The sequence below is a fragment of the Roseibium sp. RP-7 genome, assembly GCF_053005225.1.
The window spans coordinates 1,856,824-1,877,468 of sequence record NZ_JBRKQA010000001.1 but is presented as its reverse complement, the minus strand read 5'-3'; the positions used below and the strand labels follow the sequence as shown (position 1 = coordinate 1,877,468).

Here is a 20,645-nt window from a genome sequence, read left to right as displayed (position 1 = left end):
CTCCCTTACAGCTGATATCTGCGCATCCGGGTCTGGATGCCGAAGAGGTAGAGACAGACGCCGATCAGGATGATCGCAAACATGGCGCTTGCGATTGCCGAGCCCATGTAGGGATCGCCCAGCTGAAGCTGGAATCCGAAGAACGTGCGGTACATGAAGGTGCCGAGAATATCGGTCGAGAAGTCCGGCCCGGCCAGCGCCCCCTGTGCCGTGTAGATCAGGTCGAAGGCGTTGAAATTGCCGACGAAGGTCAGGATCGAAATGATGCCGATGGACGGCAGGATCAGCGGCAGCTTGATCTTCCAGAAGGCCGACATGCCGGTGATGCCGTCAATTTCGCCAGCTTCCAGTATCTCTTCGGGAATGGACAGCAGCGCGGCATAGATGAGCATCATCGGGATGCCCACGAACTGCCAGACCGAAATGAGCGACAACGTGGTCAGTGCGTACTCTTCCTTGCCGAGCCAGGGCGCGAACAGGAACTTCAGACCGACGGCATCCAGCATGGACGGAGCAATGCCCCAGATCGGCGACAGGATCAGTTTCCAGGCGAAACCGACAATCACGAAGGACAGAATTGTGGGAATGAAGATCGCCGAGCGGTAGAAGGCCGCAAACCGCAGTCGCGGATGGCTGAGGATGGCCGCCAGGGCGATGCCGATCGGGTTCTGAACCAGCATATGAATGATGAAGAACCAGAAATTGTTCCCCAGCGCGTTCCAGAACTGATCCGACCAGAGCGGATCGCCAAGAAGCGTGGTGAAATTCTGCAGCCCCACGAAGACGCGCTCCTGGTCAATCTTGCTGTAGAGGGCAAGACGAAGCGTGTTGAAGAGGGGAAAGATCATCACGGCCGTGTAAACAAGGACCGCTGGGGCCAGGAACACGACGATATGCCAGCGGAAGCGAGGCCTGCTCATAAAAAGCTCCGGTCAAATGCCCCGGGCAGGCAGACGCCTGCCCGGGATATAGACGTCCCTGGGGCAGGCAGTAGCCTGCCCGGGATATAGACTCTCCTTGGGCAGGCAGTAGCCTGCCCGGGACACAAACTTCCCTTGGGCAGACAAAGGCCTGTCCAGGTCTAGAGTTCCCGGACGATGCGAACACCGCCAGGGAACCGTTTGTCATTCGTGCAGATTACTTCTGCGGCTCGTACCAGCTCGCCAGACCGTCTTGCAGCTTCTTGCCGAGTGCTTCAGGCGTTTCCGTACCCTTGATAGCGGCAGCAGATGCGCCCCAGGTTTCGTTTTCCAGGTTCGGCGTGCCACGGGACAGGATCTGGTAGGTGGACCTGATGGTGCTTTCGCACTCGCCGCGCCAGCTGGCGAATTCCTTCGCAAGCGGATCTTCCAGTTCAACCGGCGTCTTGGACAGCGGGAAGAAGCCCGGCAGAGCGTTGCCGAAGATGGTGGCGAATTCAGGAGACGCCACCCAAGCCAGGAATTCCTTGGCCTGTTCGGGATGCTCGGTCTTGGCGTTCATGCCGATGCCGATGTCGGTATGATCGGAGATGTAGCACTTGTCGCCAGCGTTGCGGAGCGGCGGCTTGAAAGCGCCCATTTCAAAATCGGCCTGTGTGTTGAAGCCCGAAATTTCCCAGCTGCCGGCCGGATAGACCGCGGCACGGCCAAGCGTGAAAATGTTCTGGCTGTCCGGATAGGTCTGGGCCTCATAGCCATCGCCCAGGTAAGGTGCCCACTTTGCCAGCGTGGCGTAAGGGGCAACCCACTGCTCGTCGGTAAGCTTCTGCTCGCCGGCGATCAGAGCCTTGCGGCCTTCCTCACCCTTCCAGTAGTTCGGACCGATGTTGTTGTAGCCCATGGTGGCCGCTTCCCACTGGTCATTGGTGCCCATGGCCATCGGGATATAGGTGCCGTCTTCCTTGATCTTGTCGAGAGCGGCGAAGAACTCTTCCTCGGTCGTCGGGACTTCGATGCCCAGCTCGTTGAAAGCATCCTTGTTGTAGATGAAGCCGTGGATCACGGCAGCCATCGGCACGCAAAAACTTGCCGAACCGTCGTCCGTCTGCCAGGCGGCCTTGGCAACATCAGAGAAGTTGTTCATGGCGTCCATGTCGGACAAGTCCGCCAGGTGTCCGGCATCATAAAGCGCCAGCGAGGCGTCGAACGGACGGCAGGTGATCAGGTCTCCCGCGGAACCGGCATCAAGCTTGGAGTTCAGTACGGCATTGTATTCTGTCGGTGCGGACGGGGTGAATTTCACCTTGATGCCCGGATGCGAGGCTTCAAAAGCCGGAATGATCTTTTCCTGCCACAGCGCCAGATCGTCGTTGCGCCAGCTTTCGATCGTCAGCGTGACATCTTCAGCAAAAGCCGTCGACGTAAAGAGCGCAGTGCTGGCCATCGCCAGAGCTAGAATATTGCGTTTCATAAGACACCTCCGAAAAGTTCCATCCATTGCTGGACGTTCAAAATTGTCTGCTCACGGCGTTGGAGCCCGTCCCGCTTCCCGGCGCGGCCGGCCCTAATGGGATCTTCCGTTGCCATTCGCGTTTTTGTTTTACCGCCAGATACAGAACAATATGCGCCGGAGAGCATCAGCCCTCCTGCTCATTTCATATAATACCTATTTGATACCACTTGTCGACCTATTAGTTTGAAATCGTGAAAATCATTTTTCATAGGCCGAATCGACCATTCACGCAGCTTATTGGTATTATATTGGATTTGTTTTTTCAGCCTTTCAGGCTCAGAGGTATTGTTTCGCCACGTTCAGCAAACACCGAAATCCGGCGGATTTCCGCCTGTCCGGTGGTGTCTTGTAAATAACTGGCATTACTCCAGCCGGAACAAATGCTTTGGCCCTCTTGCGAGCTGGTTTCTGCACAGGCCTGTCCTGCACGGTCGCGGGAGCTGTTCAGTCGAGGTCCCGCTTCAGAGATCAGGCATAACAATCTGTTTTCTAAAAGAAATAAGAACCAGCCGCTTGAAACAGGCCTCCACACCCAGACCCGTTTTCCGAAACCGACCCGGGCAACAGCGCACTTGAATGGTTGCGATTGAAAAAGAAATGGCGGATGCCGCCTGTGCCGCTGCGTCTTCCACAGTACAGCCCCAAAAACTCGCTCTTCCTGAAGCGCAACAGTCGCGCCGGCTCACGCCACCTCGTTACCACCTGCCTCAACTGCCCGCCTTTTCCGATCAGGGCAGCGCCACAACCGGGCAGGCCTAATCCTTGTCGAACAGGAAATAGTCGGGCCACAGATCCTGAAAGGTGCCGATATCGATCTGAAGCTTGTTGAGGTGGTTGTTCATATTGGCAACCGCTGCATCTGCATCGCCCTTTTCGATCGCTTCCAGAACAGCGGCATGTTCGCCGACGATCAGTTGCATCCGGCCTTCCTGCGGCAGCGTCAGCCTGCGGTAGCGCTCCACCTGCAGCCTGATCTTCTCGATCATGTTCCAGATGCCCGGGTAACCGCTGGCTGCGGCGATACCGGAATGAAAGGCATTGTCCGCCTCGTGGAAAGCCTGTTCGTCGCCTTTGTCGGCCAGCTCCTGCTCGCGCTGGACTATCGCCCGCAGCCCCATCAACTGGCTCTTGCTCGCCTTCATCGTGGCTTCGCGAACGCAGACTTCCTCCAGCGCTTTCCTCGCGACGATGGCCTCGCGCAATTCGGAAACGGGAATCCTGGCAACGAAGGTGCCGGACTTCGGGAATACGTCGACAAGGTTCTCTTCCGCCAGCCGCAAGATCGCCTCGCGAACCGGCGTTCGGCTGATGCCGTATTTTTCGGTCAGGTCTTTTTCCGCCAGCGGCGAACCGGGTGGCAGCGTGACATTTATGATCGCGTTGCGCAGGTCCTGGTAGACGATTTCCGAGTTGCGGGCCGCCCGTCTGGCGGTCCCGGAAGCAGCACCGCGTGGGGGTGCATTTTTCGCTCTCGGCTTGCGCGTCTTGCCTCCGGCAGAAGGCGTTTCATCCAGTGATACGGCCATCGTCTTTCCTGAAACCAAGAGGTTCGAAGATGCAGCTGAACTGAGCCTATCTGCTTCGAATCCCTACAGTTTCTCCCCCTCTTTTCCGGTTTACTAGCAATCCAGCAAAGGGATGACCAGCCGAATTCGTTTGCATTCTTACAATATGTCATATACGTAAAATAACTTGTATACCAGTTATACAAGATAGGCCGATTGAGTGGAGGAGCTCGACCCCGGCCGACGGGAGGACAGACATGATTGGAAGAACGATGAAGCGCGGCCTTCTGGCCGCCGCGATGACACTTGCCCTGGCTGGGCAGTCCTGGGCCGCGGACCTGAAATGGGCGCATGTCTATGAGGAAGGATCCAGCTACCACAAATGGGCGCTGTGGGCCGCAGACCAGATCAAGGAAAAAACGGATGGCCGCGTGACCATCTCGGTCTACCCGGCCTCGTCACTCGGCAAGGAAGCAGAGATCAACGAAGGCCTGACCATCGGGTCCGTCGACATGATCTATACCGGGCCCAACTTCGCCGAACGCGATTACGGTCCGATCGCCATTTCCGACTATCCCTTCATGCTGAAGAACTATGATCACTGGAAGGCCTACCGGGACAGTGACCTCTTCAGCGACCTTTCCAATGGCTACAAGGAAGCGACCGGACACACGGTGATGGCCATCACCTGGTACGGCTACCGCCATGTAACTTCAAAGTTCCCGATCACCAAACCGGACGACATGAAGGGTCTGAAGATCCGTGTGCCGGATTCACCGCTGATGGTGCTGTTCCCGAATGCGGTTGGCGCCAACCCGACACCGATCGCCTTTTCCGAAGTGTATCTGGCGTTGCAGCAGGGCGTTGTCGACGCCCAGGAAAACCCTCTGCCGACGATCAAGTTCAAGAAGTTCTACGAGGTCCAGTCCAACATCAATCTGACCGGCCATATCGGCAATTCGCTGATCATCGTCGTTTCCGAAAACGCGATGGGGCAGCTGGGGGACGATGCGGCCACCGTGGACGCAGTTCTGAAGGAAGCCGCCGCCCAGAATGCGGACGAGATCTATCAGTCGGAACAGGACCTTGTGCAGTGGTTCGTTGATCAGGGCATCCAGATAAACGAAGTCGACAAGGCTGCTTTCCAGGCTGCTGTCGAGCCGATCCTGACCGATGAATCCAAGGTTCCCTATACCCAGGAACACTACGAGCGGATGCAGGCTCTCGCTCAATGACGCAAAGCAACGATGCCGTGGCTGACCAAACGAAACAGGCCACCGCACAAACGGAGCAAGGGCGCGCGGACGGCGCGCCCGAACTGCTTCACTTTGACGAAACCGAAACCGACCTCAGCGCGCTGAAATGGATCGATGCCCCCGGCATTCTGGTCTTCTGGGTCCTTGCCGTGGTCGTTTTCCTCCAGTTCTTCACTCGCTATGTGCTGAACGATTCCCTCGCGTGGACCGAGGAAGTGGCCCGTTATCTGCTGATCCTGGTCTGCTTTCTTGGCGCAATCACCGCGACGCGGCGTGGTGCGCATATCACGCTCGAGTTTCTGATGCGCATGGTGCCACCGCGTCTTGCGAAAGGTTTGACCGTTCTGTCCCAGACGATCACGCTCGGTTTTTTCGCCTCCATGACCTGGATCGGTATCGAACTGACCCAGAAAACCCGGCAGAAGATGATTTCCCTGCCGATCCCGAAAGCCTGGATCTACACGATCTGCGTCGTCGCTCTCGGACTGATGGCGTTCTACTCGGCCATCTGGCTGTGGCGCCGCCTTCGCCAAAGCCCCGAAGACCTCGTCCGCTCGCTGGACGACCACCTGCCAACCGATTGAAGAGTTTTCGCCGATGGCCGTCCTGTTCATGATGATGCTGCTGTTCGCCCTGATGATCATCGGGGTGCCGGTCGCAGCCGCCCTTGCCCTCGCCTCGCTCGCCTTCGTGCTGATGGATGGCCTGCCGCCGATGATCGTGCTGGCAAACATGGTCAACGGCATTAATTCGTTTCCGCTCATCGCGGTTCCCTTCTTCATCCTTGCCGGCAACCTGATGAACTCCGCAGGCATCACGACCCGCATCTTCGCCTTCGCCCGCGCGGCGGTCGGCTGGATGCACGGCGGACTGGGTCATGTGAATGTCGGCGCGAGTGTCATCTTTGCCGGCATGTCAGGGGCCGCCGTGGCGGATGCGGGAGGTCTCGGCAACATCGAGATCAAGGCCATGCGGGACAGTGGCTACGATACGGATTTCGCGGTCGGCATCACAGCTGCCTCTTCCACTATCGGGCCGATCATTCCTCCGTCTTTGCCGCTGGTTATCTACGGCGTCATCGCGGACGCTTCAATCGGCCAGCTTTTCATGGCCGGCATCGTTCCCGGCCTCATGATGGCACTGGCCCTGATGGTGATGGTTGCCTGGTACTCCCGGCAGAGGAATTATCCGCGGGATCTCAATTTCCGCTTTTCGCGGCTTGGGCAGACCTTTCTCGACGCCCTGCTTCCCCTCATGACACCGACGATCATCATCGGCGGCATCATGTTCGGTATTTTCACTCCGACGGAAGCAGCGATCGCTGCCGTCGCCTGGTGCATTTTTCTGGGTGTCGGCGTCTATCGGACGCTGAATTTCAGAAAGATCCTCAAGGTTTCCTTCGAGACGGTGGAGACGACCGCAGCCATCATGCTGATCGTGGCCGCTTCCACGATTTTCGCCTGGATCCTGACGGCCAACCAGACCGCACGCCATTTTTCCGAGCTGATGGTGGCATTGACGGACAACAAGGTCGTTCTGCTACTGATCATCACGCTGATCGTGCTGGTGATCGGCCTGTTCATGGAAACAATTGCCGCCATCACCATTCTGACGCCGGTGCTGCTTCCGGTGGCCGTCGGCCTGGGTATTGATCCAGTCCATTTCGGGATCATCATGATCCTGAACCTGATGATCGGCCTTCTGACGCCCCCGGTCGGCATGGTGCTTTACGTGCTTTCAAAAGTGGCGCAAGTGCCTTTCGAGCGATGCGTGACGGCAACGGCTCCCTTCCTCGTCCCGCTGATCACGGTGCTGCTGTTGCTGACCTTCGTTCCGGCCTTTTCGATGTGGCTGCCGACACTGGTCTACCGGTAGGCGCAAATCGGCTCAATTTTCGAAAGTGCGGTTCACATCCATTTACCGGTGCCGTGTTTGACTGTGCCAATATTCCGCAAGGGAATTTTTGGCACAGCTAGGGGGCCGGAATGTTCGACAGGTTAGCCATTGCTTTTGCGACGCTTGCAGCTGCGTCCTTGCCGCTCACAGGCGCCCAGGCACAGTCCACGGAACCGGTGTTCTACCCGGGTACGAACGAGGGTCTGTTTCTGATCGTCACCGACATCCACTTCGACCCGTTCAGTGATCCGGCCCTCGTGCCAGTACTGGACAAGAGCCCAGTCTCCGGGTGGACAGACATTTTCAAGGGGGCCGCCGAAAGCATCAAGAGTTACGGCAATGATGCCACCTACTCGCTGATGGTCTCCGCCCTGGATGCGGCGGCAGCCCAAGGCATGACCTACGACTACGTGCTTTATACAGGCGACTACCTGAGCCACCACTTCAATGACACCTACCAGAAGACAGCGGGCGACAATCCGCAGGGCGTGACCTCGTTTGCCATCAAGACCACGCAATATGTTTCCCAGCTTCTGGGCGATACGTTCGGCAACATCCCGGTCTACGGCGTTCTGGGCAACGAAGATTCAGCCTGCGGTGACTATCAGCTCGCTCCCGACAGTGCATTTCTTGAAGGTGTCGGCGAGCAGTGGGCGAAGCTCAGCCGTCAACCGGGCGGGTTCCAGGCGTTCAAGCACGACGGTTTCTACAAGGTTACGCATCCAACGGTGCCGGATCAGGACATCATCGCCCTCAGCAACGTCTACTGGGCAAAACACTATTCGGATGCCTGCAATACCAATGGCGGCGATCCCGGAAAGGACGTCATGACCTGGCTGGATGAGCAGCTTGCCGAAACGCAGCAGGCCGGCCGCAAGGCGCAGCTACTGATGCATGTTCCACCAGGCGCCGATGCTCGCGATACGGCGCGCCATGCAGACAAGGAGACGTGTGAGGCCAGTATCCACCTCTTCTGGCAGGAGCATTACCTCACGGACTTTCTGGAGCTGATGTACAAATATGCCGGCACCGTCGACTACACGTTTTCCGGCCACACGCATATGGACGGCTTCACTGTCATCAATGATGCTTCGGGTGAACCGTTGATTGCGAACCAGATAACGGCATCGGTCAGCCCTGTTTTCGGCAACAACCCGGCCTTTGCGGTCTTTCTATACGACAAGACCAGCGGCGCGGTGAAGGACTCGGCGACCTTCTATCTGACGAACCTCGAAGCTGCCGCCGCCGGAGCAAAGCCGGACTGGCAGCTCGAATATGACTACCGCTCCACCTATGCGGTTCCGGACCTTTCCGCCGCCAGCCGGGCTTCACTCGCCAAGACGCTTCAGAACGACGAGCCATTGCGCCAGCGGTTCAGTAATCTCTATGCCGTTCAATCAGCGACCCCGGAAATCGATCCCGTCAATTGGCAGGCATATGGCTGCGCGCTCGATGCCACCAGCCTGGACGCCTACAAAACCTGCCTCTGCAGCAGCAACTGACCGTGCGCGCACTTTTTAGTCAGCCTGAGCAAGTGGGAGGTTGAGCTCCCCACGCACTCAGGCTGCCAGGCGTCGGCCTTCAGCATCGAACAGATGTGTCTTGTCCAGATCCAGCGCGATGCCGACCGGATCACCGGATTTCAGCGCGAAATGCCCGTGCTCGCGCACCAGGACCTGACCGATGCCCGGCACACTTGCGTGAATGTTGGTGTCCGAGCCCAGATGCTCGACCAGTTCGGCCGTTCCGGAAATATGAGCGACGTCTTGGGCGACGATGTTGAGATGTTCCGGACGGACCCCCAACTCCCTTGCAGCTGCTTGCCCGTTGCTCAATCCAAGGCCTAGGCTGGCGCCGTTCTTCAGTGCAACGCCACCGTCCTTCGGTTCGATATCGAGGATGTTCATGGTCGGAGACCCGATGAACTGGGCAACGAACTTGTTGGCAGGGGTGTCGTAGAGCTCCAGCGGCGTGCCGACCTGCTGGATGTCGCCCGCATTCAGGACCACGATCCTGTCGGCCAGCGTCAGGGCTTCCACCTGGTCGTGGGTCACATAAATCATCGTCGACTTCAGACGCTGGTGGAGCCGGGCGATTTCAAGGCGCATTTCGACACGCAGTGCCGCATCGAGATTGGATAGCGGCTCATCGAACAGGAAGGCGCTTGGATCACGGACGATTGCTCGGCCCATGGCGACACGCTGGCGTTGCCCGCCTGAAAGCTGTTTCGGCAGGCGTGCTGTCAAATTGCTCAGGCCAAGTGTCCTGGCAGCTTCCTGCACCTTGCTTACCCGCTCCTCGTTGGCCGCTTTGCGGATTTCCAGCGAGAAGCCCATGTTCCGTGCCACATCCATATGCGGATAAAGCGCATAGGACTGGAAAACCATGGCCATGTCACGATCACGGGGCGGCACTTCGTTCATGCGTTTGCCGTCTACCGTGAAATCGCCTCCGGAAATCGGTTCCAGGCCGGCGATCATGCGCAGCAGCGTGGACTTGCCGCAGCCGGACGGGCCGACCAGTACGATGAATTCGCCATCATCGATGGAGAGGTTGATATCGCGCATCACCTCGACGGAGCCATAGGCCTTGGCGATGTTCTTGAGTTCGATACGAGCCATGGTCTGGGTCTCCTACCCCTTGACGGCGCCAGAGGTAAGCCCCTGGACCAGATAGCGCTGGATGAAGATGAAGAACAGGCAGGACGGCACCAGTGCGAGCACGCCGGCGGCCATCATCTGCCCCCAGTCGACAGAGAACTTCGAAACGAAAGTCAGAAGCCCGACGGGGAAGGTCATGGTGTCGTTGGAGTTGATCAGCATGAGTGCGAAGAGCAGCTCGCTCCAGGCAGCGGTAAAGACGAAGCCCAGCGTCGCCCCAAGCCCCGGAAGCGTCAGCGGCAGAATGATTTTCCTGAGCGCTTCGAAGCGGCTGCAACCGTCAATCATGCCGGCCTCCTCCAGATCTTTCGGTATGCCGTCAAAGAAGGACTGCATCAGGAAGGTGGCGAAGGGAATGTTGAATGCCGTGTAGACGATGATCAGGCTGGTAAGCGAGTTCAGCAGGCCAATCGCTGCAACGATCTTGTAAATCGGGGCAATGATCATCAGAAGCGGAAACATCTGGGTGATCAGCATCAGGGCGATGATCAGCCGTTTGCCGCGAAAATCGAACCGCGAGAAAGCGTATCCGGCAGCCGCGGCAATCGCCGTGGTGATGGCCGCGGTGCCAATGGACACGATCACACTGTTCTTGAAATAGGACAGGAAATCCGTTGCGATCAGAACGGTCTGGAAGTTCTCGAAGGTAAACTCGCTCGGAAAGAGCGCCGTCCCTTCCGTGAAGATCAGCTTGTCCGGCGTGATCGCGATCTTGACGAGCCAGTAGAGCGGGAAAAGCGCAAAGGCGACATAAAACGCCAGAGCCAGATATTTTCCCGTGACCGCCAGAGGCGAGCTATTACGAAGCGCACTCATCGAAGCACCTCAGATCTTGACCAGTTTCCGGCGCAGCACCAGCAGGATTGCCGCATAGATCAGCAGCAGACCCAGGAGCGCGACCGCGATTGCGGAGGCATAGCCGAAATCGAGTTTCCGGAAGGCTGTTGTGAAAATGTAGGTCGACAGGATCTGCGTCGAGTTTGCAGGTCCGCCGCCGGTCATGACGAAGATGAGATCGGCGAAATTCGCGATCCAGATCGTCCTCAGCATGACAGTGATTGCGATCATCGGTGCCAGAAACGGCAGCGTGATCTTGGTGAAGGTCTGCCAGGCGGTCGCGCCATCAATTTCCGCAGCCTCGTAAAGTTCGCCCGGGATGGACTGCAGCGCAGCCAGCAGTGTGATGGCGAAGAAGGGAATGCCGAACCAGACGTTTGCGGTCACAGGTCCCCACATGGCCAGGTCCTTGTCACCCAGGATGTTGAACGGCTCAGAAAGGATCCCGAGAGCAGCCAGCCAGTGCGGCAGCGGTCCGATGGTCGGGTTGAAGAGCCAGGCCCAGGTGAGAGCCGACAGGAACGTCGGTACGGCCCAGGGCAGAAAGACCAGTGCCTGAACAATGCGCTTGCCGTGGAACTGTGTGTTCAGCAGCATCGCGAGGCCAAGTCCCAGGAAGAACTGGAAGAAAATCGACCCGAGCGTCCACCAGAACGTGTTGGTGAGCGCCAGCCAGAACTTCCGGTCAGACCACAGGGCCTCGAAGTTGGCGAAGCCGACCCAGCCCGACTGGAACGGGCGCAGCAGGTTGACGGCCTGGAAGGCATAGGAAACGCCGATCACCAGCGGCACCAGCATCACCAGGGCAATCAGCACGATTGCCGGGGTCAGGTAGAGATAAGGCTCCACCATGTAACGGAAGTAAAAGGTGGGCCGAGCCCGGGATTTTTTCCCGGGCACGGCAGTGTCGATCGTGGTCATTGCGCGGCTTTCCAGCGGCCATATTCTTCCGTCAGGAACTCGGCCCATTTGTCGGCCACTTCCTGCGCGGAGATTTCACCCAGGAGAGCTTCCTGGCTGGATTCCAGGGCGATGGAGTCCGCGAAGTAACCGAACTGCTCCAGATAGGTCGGCATGACCGTCGGGATGTACTGGTCGCCGTTCAGGGTGTCGAACCAGCCCTTGAACTGCTCGGTCTTGAAGTACGGATCCTGCTCTGCACCTTCATGGATCGGAATGACGCCAACGCGCTTCGCCCATTCCTTGTTGGTTTCCGGGCTGGACAGATGCGCAATCAGCTTCCAGGAAAGGTCTTCGTTGCTGGTCGTGTCGAACATCGCCCAACCGGCGAAACCGATGGTCGGGAAGGCCTTGCCGGCCGGACCGACAGGCATCGGAACCACAGCGAAGTCTTCCGGCGCCATACGCTCGGCAACCGCGATCAGCGCATCCGGGTCCTGATCAAGGAACGCACAGGTTCCCGAATAGAAGCCGGCCACGATCTCGTTGAAGCCCCAGCTGACGGAATCCTTCGGGGCATAGCCGTTCTGGTACATGTCGATCAGGAACTGGATGCCTTCGACGGAACCCGGCTGGTTGAGCGTGCTCTTGCCATCCGCGTCAAAGAAGGTGTTGTCCCCGTTCATGGTGGCGGCCATCATGATCCAGCCGTTGAGCCCACCAGGTCCGCCCCGGAGACAATATCCGTATTTTCCGTCCAGTTCGGAAACGGCCTTGGCCGCATCCATGAATTCCGCCATCGTGCTCGGCGGATTTTCGACACCGGCTTCCGCCAGCAGCTTCTTGTTGTAGAACATGGCACGCAGATAGAAGCCGTAAGGGATCATCCGTGCCGTCTTGCCGTCGGTCTGGCGGCCCATGTCCAGAGTTTTCTGGGTCAGCGTTCCACCATATTCCCAACCTGCGATCTTGTCGTTCAGATCGACCAGCCTGTCCTTGTAGATGCCTGCCCAACGGTCCGGCATTTCAACGACATCGGGAATGTCGCCACCGGCCACCATGGTTGCCAGCTTTTCAAAGGCCTGGCCCCAGGGCAGCGAGACGATTTCAACTTCCGTGCCCGGGTTGGCAGCCTCGAAGGCGTCCACTTGCTTCTGCAGTACTTCCGTGCGCTCCGGGCTGGTGATCACTTCCACCAGCTTCAGGGTTTCCGCGCTCGCTGCCGAGCCTGCCAGAAACGCCAATGCGCTAATTGCTCCTATCAGTCCCCTCATGGTTCAACTCCGCTTCTTTCAGGTTTGGTTTGAATTGCGCCGTCTTATGTCCGGGCGCTTTTGCTCAGGGCCGCCTCGAAGTCGGCCCAAAGATCGTTGGGGTCTTCCAACCCCAGGCTGAGGCGTACGATCCGGTCGGACACGCCAAAGCGTTGCATTGAATTCTGCTCGCCCGCCTGGTTGAGGCCGATGCGTGTCGGCAGGATCAGGCTTTCGAAACCACCCCAGCTGACGCCAAGGCGGAACAGCTTCAGGCTGTCGGCAAGGTTCGGAATGTCGACGTTGTCGTTCAGCGCGACGGACAACAGACCCGAGCGGCCGGTCAGACCGGGCACGATGTTCGGACCGGGCGAATGCACCGCACTGACATGCGGGTGGCTCGCCAGCCGGTCAACAAACAGGTTCGCGGTCGCCTGGTGCTGGCGCATGCGCGGACCGAGGGTGCGCAGTCCCCGGGTCAGCAGAAAAGCCTCGAATGGGGCAAGCTTGCCGCCGAGCAATGGCAGGGTCAGGTCCCGGATCCGGTCGATCAGGTCCTGGCGAGCCACCACCACGCCGGCAACCGTGTCGGAATGGCCGGACAGGTACTTGGAGGCAGAATGCAGAACGATGTCGATGCCGAGGGTCAGTGGGCGCTGGAAGAGCGGTGTTGCCCAGGAGTTGTCGATTACGGTGATCGTGCCGTGCTTTTTCGCATGTGAGGCGACAAGTCCGAGATCCAGCGTCTTGAAGACGACGGAGGTCGGGCTTTCCAGATAGGCGAGCTTCACGCCCTTGAGCAGATCCGGATCCGACTGGAACTCCTCAATTGAATGATAGGTAACCCCGACGCCAAACGGGCGCAGCATACGCTCGAACAGGCGATAGGCATCCGGATAGACATGCTCGATGCAGGCAATTCGGTCACCCGGCTTGACGAAGGCAAGAACGGTGGAGGAGACCGCTGCCATGCCGGACGCAAAACCGACAGCAGCTTCGCCCTCTTCCGCCTGGGCCATCAGCTTTTCAAAGGCAGCCACAGTGGGGTTCTGAACCCGTGTATAGAGCGGCTCGTTGGAGCGGCCCGCCATCCGGTCTTCGAAGGCCTTGTAGTTGTCGAAGGTGAAGAGAGACGTCTGCACGATCGGCGGCGCCACAGCGCCTCCTGTCTCGGCAGCAGCCGCCAGCAGCGTCTCGATCGAATATCCACCCGGCACAGCGTCAGCCATCGTGTTCCTCTGAAATTTTCTGGGTTTCGGCACAGACCATATCGATGATCATCTCGGTCAGTTCCGCTGCCTTGTCCTCGTCACCGGCGATGATCGCGTCGGCAAGCGGGCGGTGCAGCGGGATGGTGTCCTGGCCGAGATGCGGCTTGCCGAACGGTGTTTCGTAAATGTCGTGAAAGGCTTTCTGTATCTGTTCGATGAACTGCCTGAACAGGGGATTGCCGGTCGCATCGTGAACGGCGTTGTGAAACCGATGGTCGGCCGGGCGCCAGTCTTCACCGGCTTCGAACACAGCCATCAGTTCCGCCGCCCGGGCATTGATGATGCGGCGCTGTTCCGGCGTTGCGGATCTCGTTGCGATACGCACCGACTCGATTTCCAGAGGCCGTCGAACCTGCTGCATTCGCAACAGGCTCTCGGCTTCATGTTTGATGGTGAGGGCCACGCGCAGTGTATTGGTTGATATTTCCGCGATGAGCCTTGTGCCGGCTCCTTTGTTGCGGCTGACGACACCCATGCTTTCCCAGGTCTTGAGCGTCTCGCGAATGGTCGACCTGCCAAAGCCCAGACGGCGCACAAGCTCCAGTTCCGGCGGCAGACGATCCCCGATCTTGAGGCCTTCCTGCTCGATGAGGCTGATCAGGGCTCGCGGCACATCCCGCGGCTCACTCGCTGCTGCAGACCCCGTTTCCGGTTTCGGCTGTTGTGCATTTTCCGGCATGGACAGATGTCGACCTTCTTTGTTTGCCATCTCACGTTACCACTTTGTCTGACATTGTAAACACTTTGTCTGACATAATTTTTGAGCCAAGCATGAATCACTGCAAAACATTGATTTCTTTCATACAACTCAGATGCACCAACCACTCACGGAATGGAACAAAGGGCGTTCTGCCTCATATAGGCGCCTCCGTGGAGCAAGCCGGGCGCCGGGATCGGAGAGCCTGAAAGCCGGTTGGAGATACAGTCCTCCATCGCGACGTCTGTTCCCTTTTCCTGGCTCTCCTTTGCGTTCTGTCGGGAATGGCATCCGATCTGCATTGCCCGCTGCCAACGCAAAAAGCCCGGCACACGGTGCCGGGCTGCTGATGGTTCCAACAAGACAGTTTTGAGGGTCAGCCGACCTGGGCGGTTGCCTCGATTTCGATCAATGCATCGTCCTCGATGAGGCCGGCCACCACGACGACCGACATGGCCGGGAAATGCCGCCCCATCACCCGACGGTAGGCTTCACCGACTTCTCTCTGCCGGGCAAGATATTCGCGTTTGTCCGTAATGAACCATGTCAGGCGAGCGATATCGGTCGCGGCTCCACCGGCGGCCTCGACGATAGCCACAATGTTGGCGAGCGTCTGTTCCATCTGGCCGACGAAGTCACTGGTTTCAAAGACCTGGTCCTTGTTCCAGCCGATCTGGCCGCCGATATGGAGCGTCTTGCCCTCCGTCAACATGCCGTTTGCATAGCCTTTTGCCGGGGCCCAGCCGTCGGGTTGAATGCTTTTGACCGTCATTGATCCTGACTTTCCTTGTCTTCCGGATCAGCTGAAAATCAATCCGACTGGATTGAACTCTCAAGGCTGATCGCTCCCTACCTGTTGAACCGGTCGGCGCTCAAGCGAGTGCCGACTGGTCCAGAAATCGTTGTTTTACCTGTTCCGGCCATGGCTCCGGTTTGCCGCTGCTGTCCACGTTGACGATGGTCAGCTCGGTCTGGAAACGCACCTCGCCTTCGCATTGCGCGCTGATTGCGATGCCGCAACTGGTCCGGCCAACCTTGGTCACGTTCAAGCCGAGCACCAGAAGATCGCCCAGTTTGCTCGGAGCCATGAAACGCGTACGGATTTCCGCAGTCGGTACGGCTCCCACCTTGTGAATGTCCTTGAACGGCCATTCGACGACCTTGTCGAAAAAGGCTTCGACACAATCGTTCATCATCTCGAAATAGCGGGGATAGAAGACAATCCCCGCCGGATCGCAATGCTTGAACAAGATGGGTTGCTCGAACCGGAACATCACTCAAACTCCGATGTACTTGGCAGTGACGTCGTCGGTCAGAGCATCAATACCGCCAGTCCAGACGGATGTGCCGCGCTCCAGGATCGTCGCCCGGTCGCAAACCTGGCGCAGTTCCTTGATCGACTTGTCGATGACGAGGATCGCGAGCCCCGTTTCCGCCTTCAACTGACGGATCACGGCCCAGATTTCCTGACGGATGACAGGGGCCAGACCTTCGGTCGCTTCGTCCAGGATCAGCAGCTTCGGGTTGGTCATCAGGGCTCGGCCAATGGCGAGCATCTGCTGTTCGCCACCCGACAGCGAACCCGCCCGCTGGCCGCGCCGTTCACCAAGCCGCGGAAACATGCCGATGACGCGTTCGAAGGTCCAGTCGCCGCGCCGAGCCGCCGCGATCAGGTTTTCCTGAACGCTCAAGGTGCTGAAACAGCGACGGCCTTCAGGAACAAGGCCCAGTCCCAACCGGGCAGCCTTGTGGCTCGGCAGGCGGGCAAGGTCATGACCGGCAAATGTCAGCGAGCCTTGCGCGGAGAGCATCCGGCAAATGCATTTGACCGTGGTCGACTTGCCCATGCCGTTGCGGCCGAGCAGTGCCAGCACTTCGCCCTCGCCGATTTCCAGATCCACGCCGAAAAGCGCCTGACTGGCGCCATAGGAGGCCGTCACGTTGGACAGTGTCAGAAGACTGCTCATGCTTCGTCTCCCAGGTAAGCTTCCTTGACGGCGGCGTTGGACCGGATTTCATCGACCGTGCCGGTGGCAATCACCTCGCCGTACACCAGCACACTGATACGGTCTGCCAGCGAGAAGACCGCGTCCATGTCGTGTTCGACGAGAAGGATCGGCGCTTCGTGCCGGAGCTGATCGAGAAATCCGGTAAGCAGCTTCGAGCCTTCAGAGCCCATGCCTGCCATGGGTTCATCCATCACAAGCGCCTTTGGTTTCTGCGTCAGCGCAACGGCCACTTCCAGCTGACGGCGCTGACCGTGACTGAGCTCCGCCGTGCGCATGCGTGCCTGGTCCAACAGGCCGACACGGGCGAGCGCTTCTTCGGCGGTTTCACGCAAGGAGGTGTCCCTGGTCACGTTGGAGAAGAACCTCCAGGGCCGACCGCTGGCGCCCAGTGCCCCGAGCAGAACGTTCTGGAGAACCGTGTCTTCCATGGCCAGCGAGGAGATCTGGAAGGTACGCCCCAGGCCGGCACGCGCGCGGGCGCGTGTCGGCTGATGCGTGACGTCCCTGCCCAGCAGGCGAACCGACCCGGCATCAGGCCGCAGTGTTCCGCAAATCTGCCCGATCAGGGTGGACTTGCCGGCACCATTGGGACCGATGATCGCGTGTATCTCGCCAGGCTTCAGGTCGATGGAGATGTCACGGCTGGCTCGCAAGGCACCAAAGCTCTTGGAAATGCCGTTTGTTTGCAGGACAGCATCAGTCATGAACAGCCTCCCGTCCGCAAATCATGCCAATCACACCGCCCTTGCCGAAGAGCACGATGACCAGAAGCAACAGCCCCAGGTAGATGTGCCAGAAGTCGCTCAAGGCTCCGAGCCAGTGCTCCAGCGCAACAAAGACCAGCGCACCGACCACAGGCCCGAAAAGCCGTCCGACCCCACCGATGATGATGAAGATCATGATCTCGCCACTGGTTTGCCAGCTGAACATCGTCGGACTGACGAAACGGTTCAGGTCGGCGAACAGCGCCCCCGCGAGACCCGTGATGGCGCCGGACACAACGAAGGCAACGAGCTTCAGTCGCACCGGGTCCAGTCCCGCGGTCTCCACACGAACGGGAACCTGCCGGGCAGCATTGAGAGCAAGACCAAATGGAGACCCGGACAGCCGCCATGCAAACAGCAGCACAAGGCACAAAAGCCCCAGGCAAAGCCCGTAGAACTGGATTGGGTCCAGCGTATTGAGCCCCGGAAATCCGTTGCGGACATAGATCGACAGTCCGTCCTCTCCGCCATATTCCGCCCAGGAAATGGCAAAGAAGAAGAACATCTGGCCAAAGGCCAGCGTGATCATGATGAAGTAGACCCCTGCCGTTCTCAAGGACAGAATCCCGATCACCAGCGCAGCCAGGGAAGACACCACGACGGCCACAAGCCAGATCACCGGCATTGACTTCGTGCCTTCGATCAGGAATGGCCACTCGGTGAGCGCGGTATAGTTCTGGGCATGGTAGGCGAGGATACCCATGGCATAACCGCCGAGGCCGAAGAAGACCGCGTGACCGAGACTGACCAGCCCGCCAAGGCCGAGCGCGATGTTGAGGCCAACGGCCGCGATCGCAAAGACGACGGCACGCGTCATCAGCGTAATGGTGAAGGGTTCATCCGCCGAGATCGCCCAAAAAGGGATCGCGACGAAGAGCGCCAGCGTCAGCGCATTGAGATAGCGTTCCCGGATCATGCGCGCGCTCCGAACAGACCGGCAGGACGCAGGATCAGCACCGCAGCCATGAGGATATAGATCGCCATGGAGGCGAGCGAGGATCCGACGGACGTGGCTGTCGACGGATCAAGGAACAGCTTCAGGATTTCCGGCAGGAAGATGCCGCCGAGCGTATCGGTCAATCCGACCAGGATCGCGCCCACAAGCGCCCCCTTGATGGAGCCGATGCCGCCAATGACGATGACGACGAAAGCCAGGATCAACACCGGTTCCCCCATGCCGACCTGCACCGACTGGATGGCACCGACCAGGGCGCCGGCAAGTCCTGCCAGTGCGGCGCCAAGCGCGAAGACGATGGTATAGAGCCGCGCAATGTCGATGCCGAGGGCCGCGATCATCTCGCGGTCATTTTCCCCTGCCCTGATCTGCACACCGAGACGCGTCCTGGAAATCAGCATCCAGAGACCGAGCGCAACGGCAAGGCCGACGGCTATCAGCGTCAGCCGGTAGAGAGGATATTCGATGCCGCCCGGCAACGTGACCGGGCCGGACAGGAATTCCGGCACGTCGAGAAACAGCGGAAAGGAACCGAAGATCCAGCGCGTTCCTTCGGAGAAGATCAGGATCAGCGCAAATGTCGCCAGCACCTGATCCAGATGATCCTTGGCGTAAAGCCGGCGGATGACCACCAACTCGACCAAGGCGCCCGCGATGGCAGCACCGGCAAGTGCCGCCACGAGGCCCAGCAGAAACGATCCGGTTGCAGCCGCAACAGCCGCCGCGCAGAACGCCCCGATCATGTACAGCGAACCATGGGCAAGGTTGATCAAACCCATGACGCCGAAGATCAAGGTCAGCCCGGCGGCCATCAGAAACAGCATGATGCCGAATTGCAGGCCGTTCAGAACCTGCTCTATGAGCAATATCAGTGACATGAGTACCCCGCCCCTTTGGCCGGCGCGGTTTCCCGCACCGGCTTTTGGGTCAATACCTTACATGTTGCACTCGGACCAGTAGGCATCCGCATGGCTGGTCAGCGCCTTGCCGATGATCTTGTTGGTGTAGACGTCACCTTCCTTGATGACTTCGCGGACGTAGATGTCCTGAATCGGGTGATGGTTCGGACCGAACTTGAAGCCACCACGAGTGGAAGCGAAATCAGCTTCTTCCAGCGCCGCGCGGAACGCATCAGCATCCTTCACGTCCGCCTTGGCCATGGCCGACAGGAGCAAATTGGCGGTATCGAAGCCCTGCGAAGCGTAAAGCGACGGCAGGCGGCCGTACTCGGCCTGGAAGCTCTCAACAAAGGCCTTGTTGGCCGGGGACTCGATGTCCTTGCTCCACTGGCTGGTGTTCTTGACACCGAGCGCCGCATCGCCAACGGCCTGCAGAATGCCCTGATCAAAGGAGAATGCGGGTCCGATTACCGGCAGGTCGACACCGGAGTCCTTGTACTGCTTCAGGAAGGAGATCCCCATGCCGCCCGGCAGGAAGAAATAGACACTGTCTGCACCGGAAGCACGGATCTGCGCGATTTCAGCCGCGTAGTCGGTCTGACCCAGCTTGGTGTAGATTTCGCCCGCGAACTCGCCCTTGTACATGCGCTTGTAGCCGGTCAGCGCGTCCTTGCCGGCCGGGTAGTTCGGCGCAAGCAGGAAGCTGTTCTTCAGGCCTTCGAAATTGGCATAGGCGCCGGCAGCTTCATGCAGGTTGTCGTTCTGCCAGGCGACGTTGAAATAGTTCGGGTGGCAGCCCTTGCCGGCCAGCGCGGAGGGGCCTGCGTTCGGCGACAGGTAGAACTTGCCCTGCGCGGTTGCGGACGGCACCACGGCCATGGCGAGGTTCGACCAGATGATACCGGTCAGGACGTCCACCTTTTCCGACTGGATCATCTTGTCGGCCAGCTGCACGGCGATGTCCGGCTTCTGCTGATCGTCCTCGATCACCACTTCCAGATCCGAGTTGCCGGCCTGCTTAACAGCCAGCATGAAGCCATCGCGCACATCGATGCCAAGGCCTGCACCACCACCAGACAGAGTGGTAATCATGCCGACCTTCACCGGTTCCGCGTTGGCGCTGGAAAGGCCGAGTGCGAGAGCGGCTGCGGCCGCCATTGTTACAAATTTCATATGCTGCTCCTCTTGGTCTTGTGACCTGCTATTCCCATTCGTTTTTTTTAGTTTGGACCGCCGTGCTTCGTTATTGCGGCACGGTCAGCAAGGGGCTTGTCTTTTTAGTGTCCCGCGTGCCCCACGCGAGGGTCTGG

General features: G+C 58.9%; 20 protein-coding genes. 4 read left to right on the top strand and 16 right to left on the bottom strand.

Translation table 11 applies throughout. The annotated features are described in order from the left end of the window. Positions 1-5: 5 nt before the first annotated feature. The 3 genes from ACVDG9_RS08530 to ACVDG9_RS08520 form a co-directional block, all read right to left on the bottom strand. A complete protein-coding gene (locus ACVDG9_RS08530; RefSeq protein WP_023000238.1) occupies positions 6-920 on the bottom strand; it encodes a carbohydrate ABC transporter permease in 915 nt (304 codons plus the stop codon). Between the two features lie 217 nt (positions 921-1,137). Continuing rightward, positions 1,138-2,391 (bottom strand): ABC transporter substrate-binding protein, encoded by a 1,254-nt coding sequence (locus ACVDG9_RS08525; protein ID WP_022997635.1) that lies wholly within the window; start codon positions 2,389-2,391, stop codon positions 1,138-1,140. A gap of 797 nt (positions 2,392-3,188) precedes the next feature. After that, positions 3,189-3,959, bottom strand: coding sequence for a GntR family transcriptional regulator (locus ACVDG9_RS08520; RefSeq protein WP_022997637.1), 771 nt, complete (start codon positions 3,957-3,959; stop codon positions 3,189-3,191). A gap of 236 nt (positions 3,960-4,195) precedes the next feature. On the opposite strand from ACVDG9_RS08520, the gene ACVDG9_RS08515 reads away from it, so the two are divergent. The 4 genes from ACVDG9_RS08515 (at position 4,196) to ACVDG9_RS08500 (ending at position 8,592) form a co-directional block, all read left to right on the top strand. Next, the gene (locus ACVDG9_RS08515; protein WP_031268038.1) at positions 4,196-5,173 is read left to right on the top strand and encodes a sialic acid TRAP transporter substrate-binding protein SiaP; all 978 of its coding nucleotides are present in this window, start codon (positions 4,196-4,198) and stop codon (positions 5,171-5,173) included. Between the two features lie 17 nt (positions 5,174-5,190). Further along, positions 5,191-5,778 carry a TRAP transporter small permease gene (locus ACVDG9_RS08510; RefSeq protein ID WP_167579479.1) on the top strand — a complete coding sequence of 196 codons (588 nt, stop codon included), beginning with the start codon at positions 5,191-5,193 and terminating at the stop codon, positions 5,776-5,778. Positions 5,779-5,791: 13 nt separating this feature from the next. Beyond that, entirely contained in the window at positions 5,792-7,069 is a 1,278-nt protein-coding gene (locus ACVDG9_RS08505) for a TRAP transporter large permease (RefSeq protein WP_447237735.1), read from the top strand. A 110-nt stretch (positions 7,070-7,179) separates the two neighbouring features. Then, the gene (locus ACVDG9_RS08500; RefSeq protein ID WP_447237734.1) at positions 7,180-8,592 is read left to right on the top strand and encodes a metallophosphoesterase; all 1,413 of its coding nucleotides are present in this window, start codon (positions 7,180-7,182) and stop codon (positions 8,590-8,592) included. Between the two features lie 57 nt (positions 8,593-8,649). On the opposite strand, the gene ACVDG9_RS08495 is transcribed toward ACVDG9_RS08500, so the two are convergent. The 13 genes from ACVDG9_RS08495 to ACVDG9_RS08435 all read right to left on the bottom strand — a co-directional run bounded on the left by ACVDG9_RS08495 (position 8,650) and on the right by ACVDG9_RS08435 (position 20,508). Continuing rightward, a complete protein-coding gene (locus ACVDG9_RS08495) occupies positions 8,650-9,711 on the bottom strand; it encodes an ABC transporter ATP-binding protein (RefSeq protein WP_022997642.1) in 1,062 nt (353 codons plus the stop codon). Positions 9,712-9,723: 12 nt separating this feature from the next. After that, complete coding sequence (locus ACVDG9_RS08490; RefSeq protein WP_022997643.1) at positions 9,724-10,566, bottom strand: carbohydrate ABC transporter permease; 843 nt, start codon at positions 10,564-10,566, stop codon at positions 9,724-9,726. A 9-nt stretch (positions 10,567-10,575) separates the two neighbouring features. Beyond that, positions 10,576-11,508, bottom strand: coding sequence for a carbohydrate ABC transporter permease (locus tag ACVDG9_RS08485; protein WP_055659150.1), 933 nt, complete (start codon positions 11,506-11,508; stop codon positions 10,576-10,578). Next, complete coding sequence (locus tag ACVDG9_RS08480; protein ID WP_031268042.1) at positions 11,505-12,761, bottom strand: ABC transporter substrate-binding protein; 1,257 nt, start codon at positions 12,759-12,761, stop codon at positions 11,505-11,507. Before ACVDG9_RS08480 ends, ACVDG9_RS08485 begins: the two co-directional genes overlap by 4 nt. Positions 12,762-12,805: 44 nt before the next feature. Then, on the bottom strand, positions 12,806-13,969 hold the full coding sequence (locus ACVDG9_RS08475) for an aminotransferase class I/II-fold pyridoxal phosphate-dependent enzyme (RefSeq protein ID WP_022997646.1): 1,164 nt from the start codon (positions 13,967-13,969) through the stop codon (positions 12,806-12,808). Further along, the gene (locus ACVDG9_RS08470) at positions 13,962-14,720 is read right to left on the bottom strand and encodes a FadR/GntR family transcriptional regulator (RefSeq protein WP_022997647.1); all 759 of its coding nucleotides are present in this window, start codon (positions 14,718-14,720) and stop codon (positions 13,962-13,964) included. Before ACVDG9_RS08470 ends, ACVDG9_RS08475 begins: the two co-directional genes overlap by 8 nt. A 364-nt stretch (positions 14,721-15,084) precedes the next feature. Then, positions 15,085-15,480 carry a RidA family protein gene (locus ACVDG9_RS08465; protein ID WP_370199731.1) on the bottom strand — a complete coding sequence of 132 codons (396 nt, stop codon included), beginning with the start codon at positions 15,478-15,480 and terminating at the stop codon, positions 15,085-15,087. A 100-nt stretch (positions 15,481-15,580) separates the two neighbouring features. Next, positions 15,581-15,982 (bottom strand): acyl-CoA thioesterase, encoded by a 402-nt coding sequence (locus ACVDG9_RS08460; RefSeq protein WP_370199733.1) that lies wholly within the window; start codon positions 15,980-15,982, stop codon positions 15,581-15,583. Between the two features lie 3 nt (positions 15,983-15,985). Next, a complete protein-coding gene (locus ACVDG9_RS08455) occupies positions 15,986-16,675 on the bottom strand; it encodes an ABC transporter ATP-binding protein (RefSeq protein WP_055659143.1) in 690 nt (229 codons plus the stop codon). Then, a complete protein-coding gene (locus ACVDG9_RS08450; protein ID WP_022997652.1) occupies positions 16,672-17,421 on the bottom strand; it encodes an ABC transporter ATP-binding protein in 750 nt (249 codons plus the stop codon). The genes ACVDG9_RS08455 and ACVDG9_RS08450 overlap by 4 nt, the downstream gene beginning before the upstream one ends. Beyond that, positions 17,414-18,397, bottom strand: coding sequence for a branched-chain amino acid ABC transporter permease (locus tag ACVDG9_RS08445; RefSeq protein ID WP_168693374.1), 984 nt, complete (start codon positions 18,395-18,397; stop codon positions 17,414-17,416). Before ACVDG9_RS08445 ends, ACVDG9_RS08450 begins: the two co-directional genes overlap by 8 nt. After that, complete coding sequence (locus tag ACVDG9_RS08440) at positions 18,394-19,314, bottom strand: branched-chain amino acid ABC transporter permease (protein ID WP_022997654.1); 921 nt, start codon at positions 19,312-19,314, stop codon at positions 18,394-18,396. Before ACVDG9_RS08440 ends, ACVDG9_RS08445 begins: the two co-directional genes overlap by 4 nt. Before the next feature lie 57 nt (positions 19,315-19,371). After that, positions 19,372-20,508, bottom strand: a complete 1,137-nt coding sequence (locus ACVDG9_RS08435; RefSeq protein ID WP_447237733.1) for an ABC transporter substrate-binding protein — start codon at positions 20,506-20,508, stop codon at positions 19,372-19,374. Positions 20,509-20,645 lie beyond the last annotated feature (137 nt).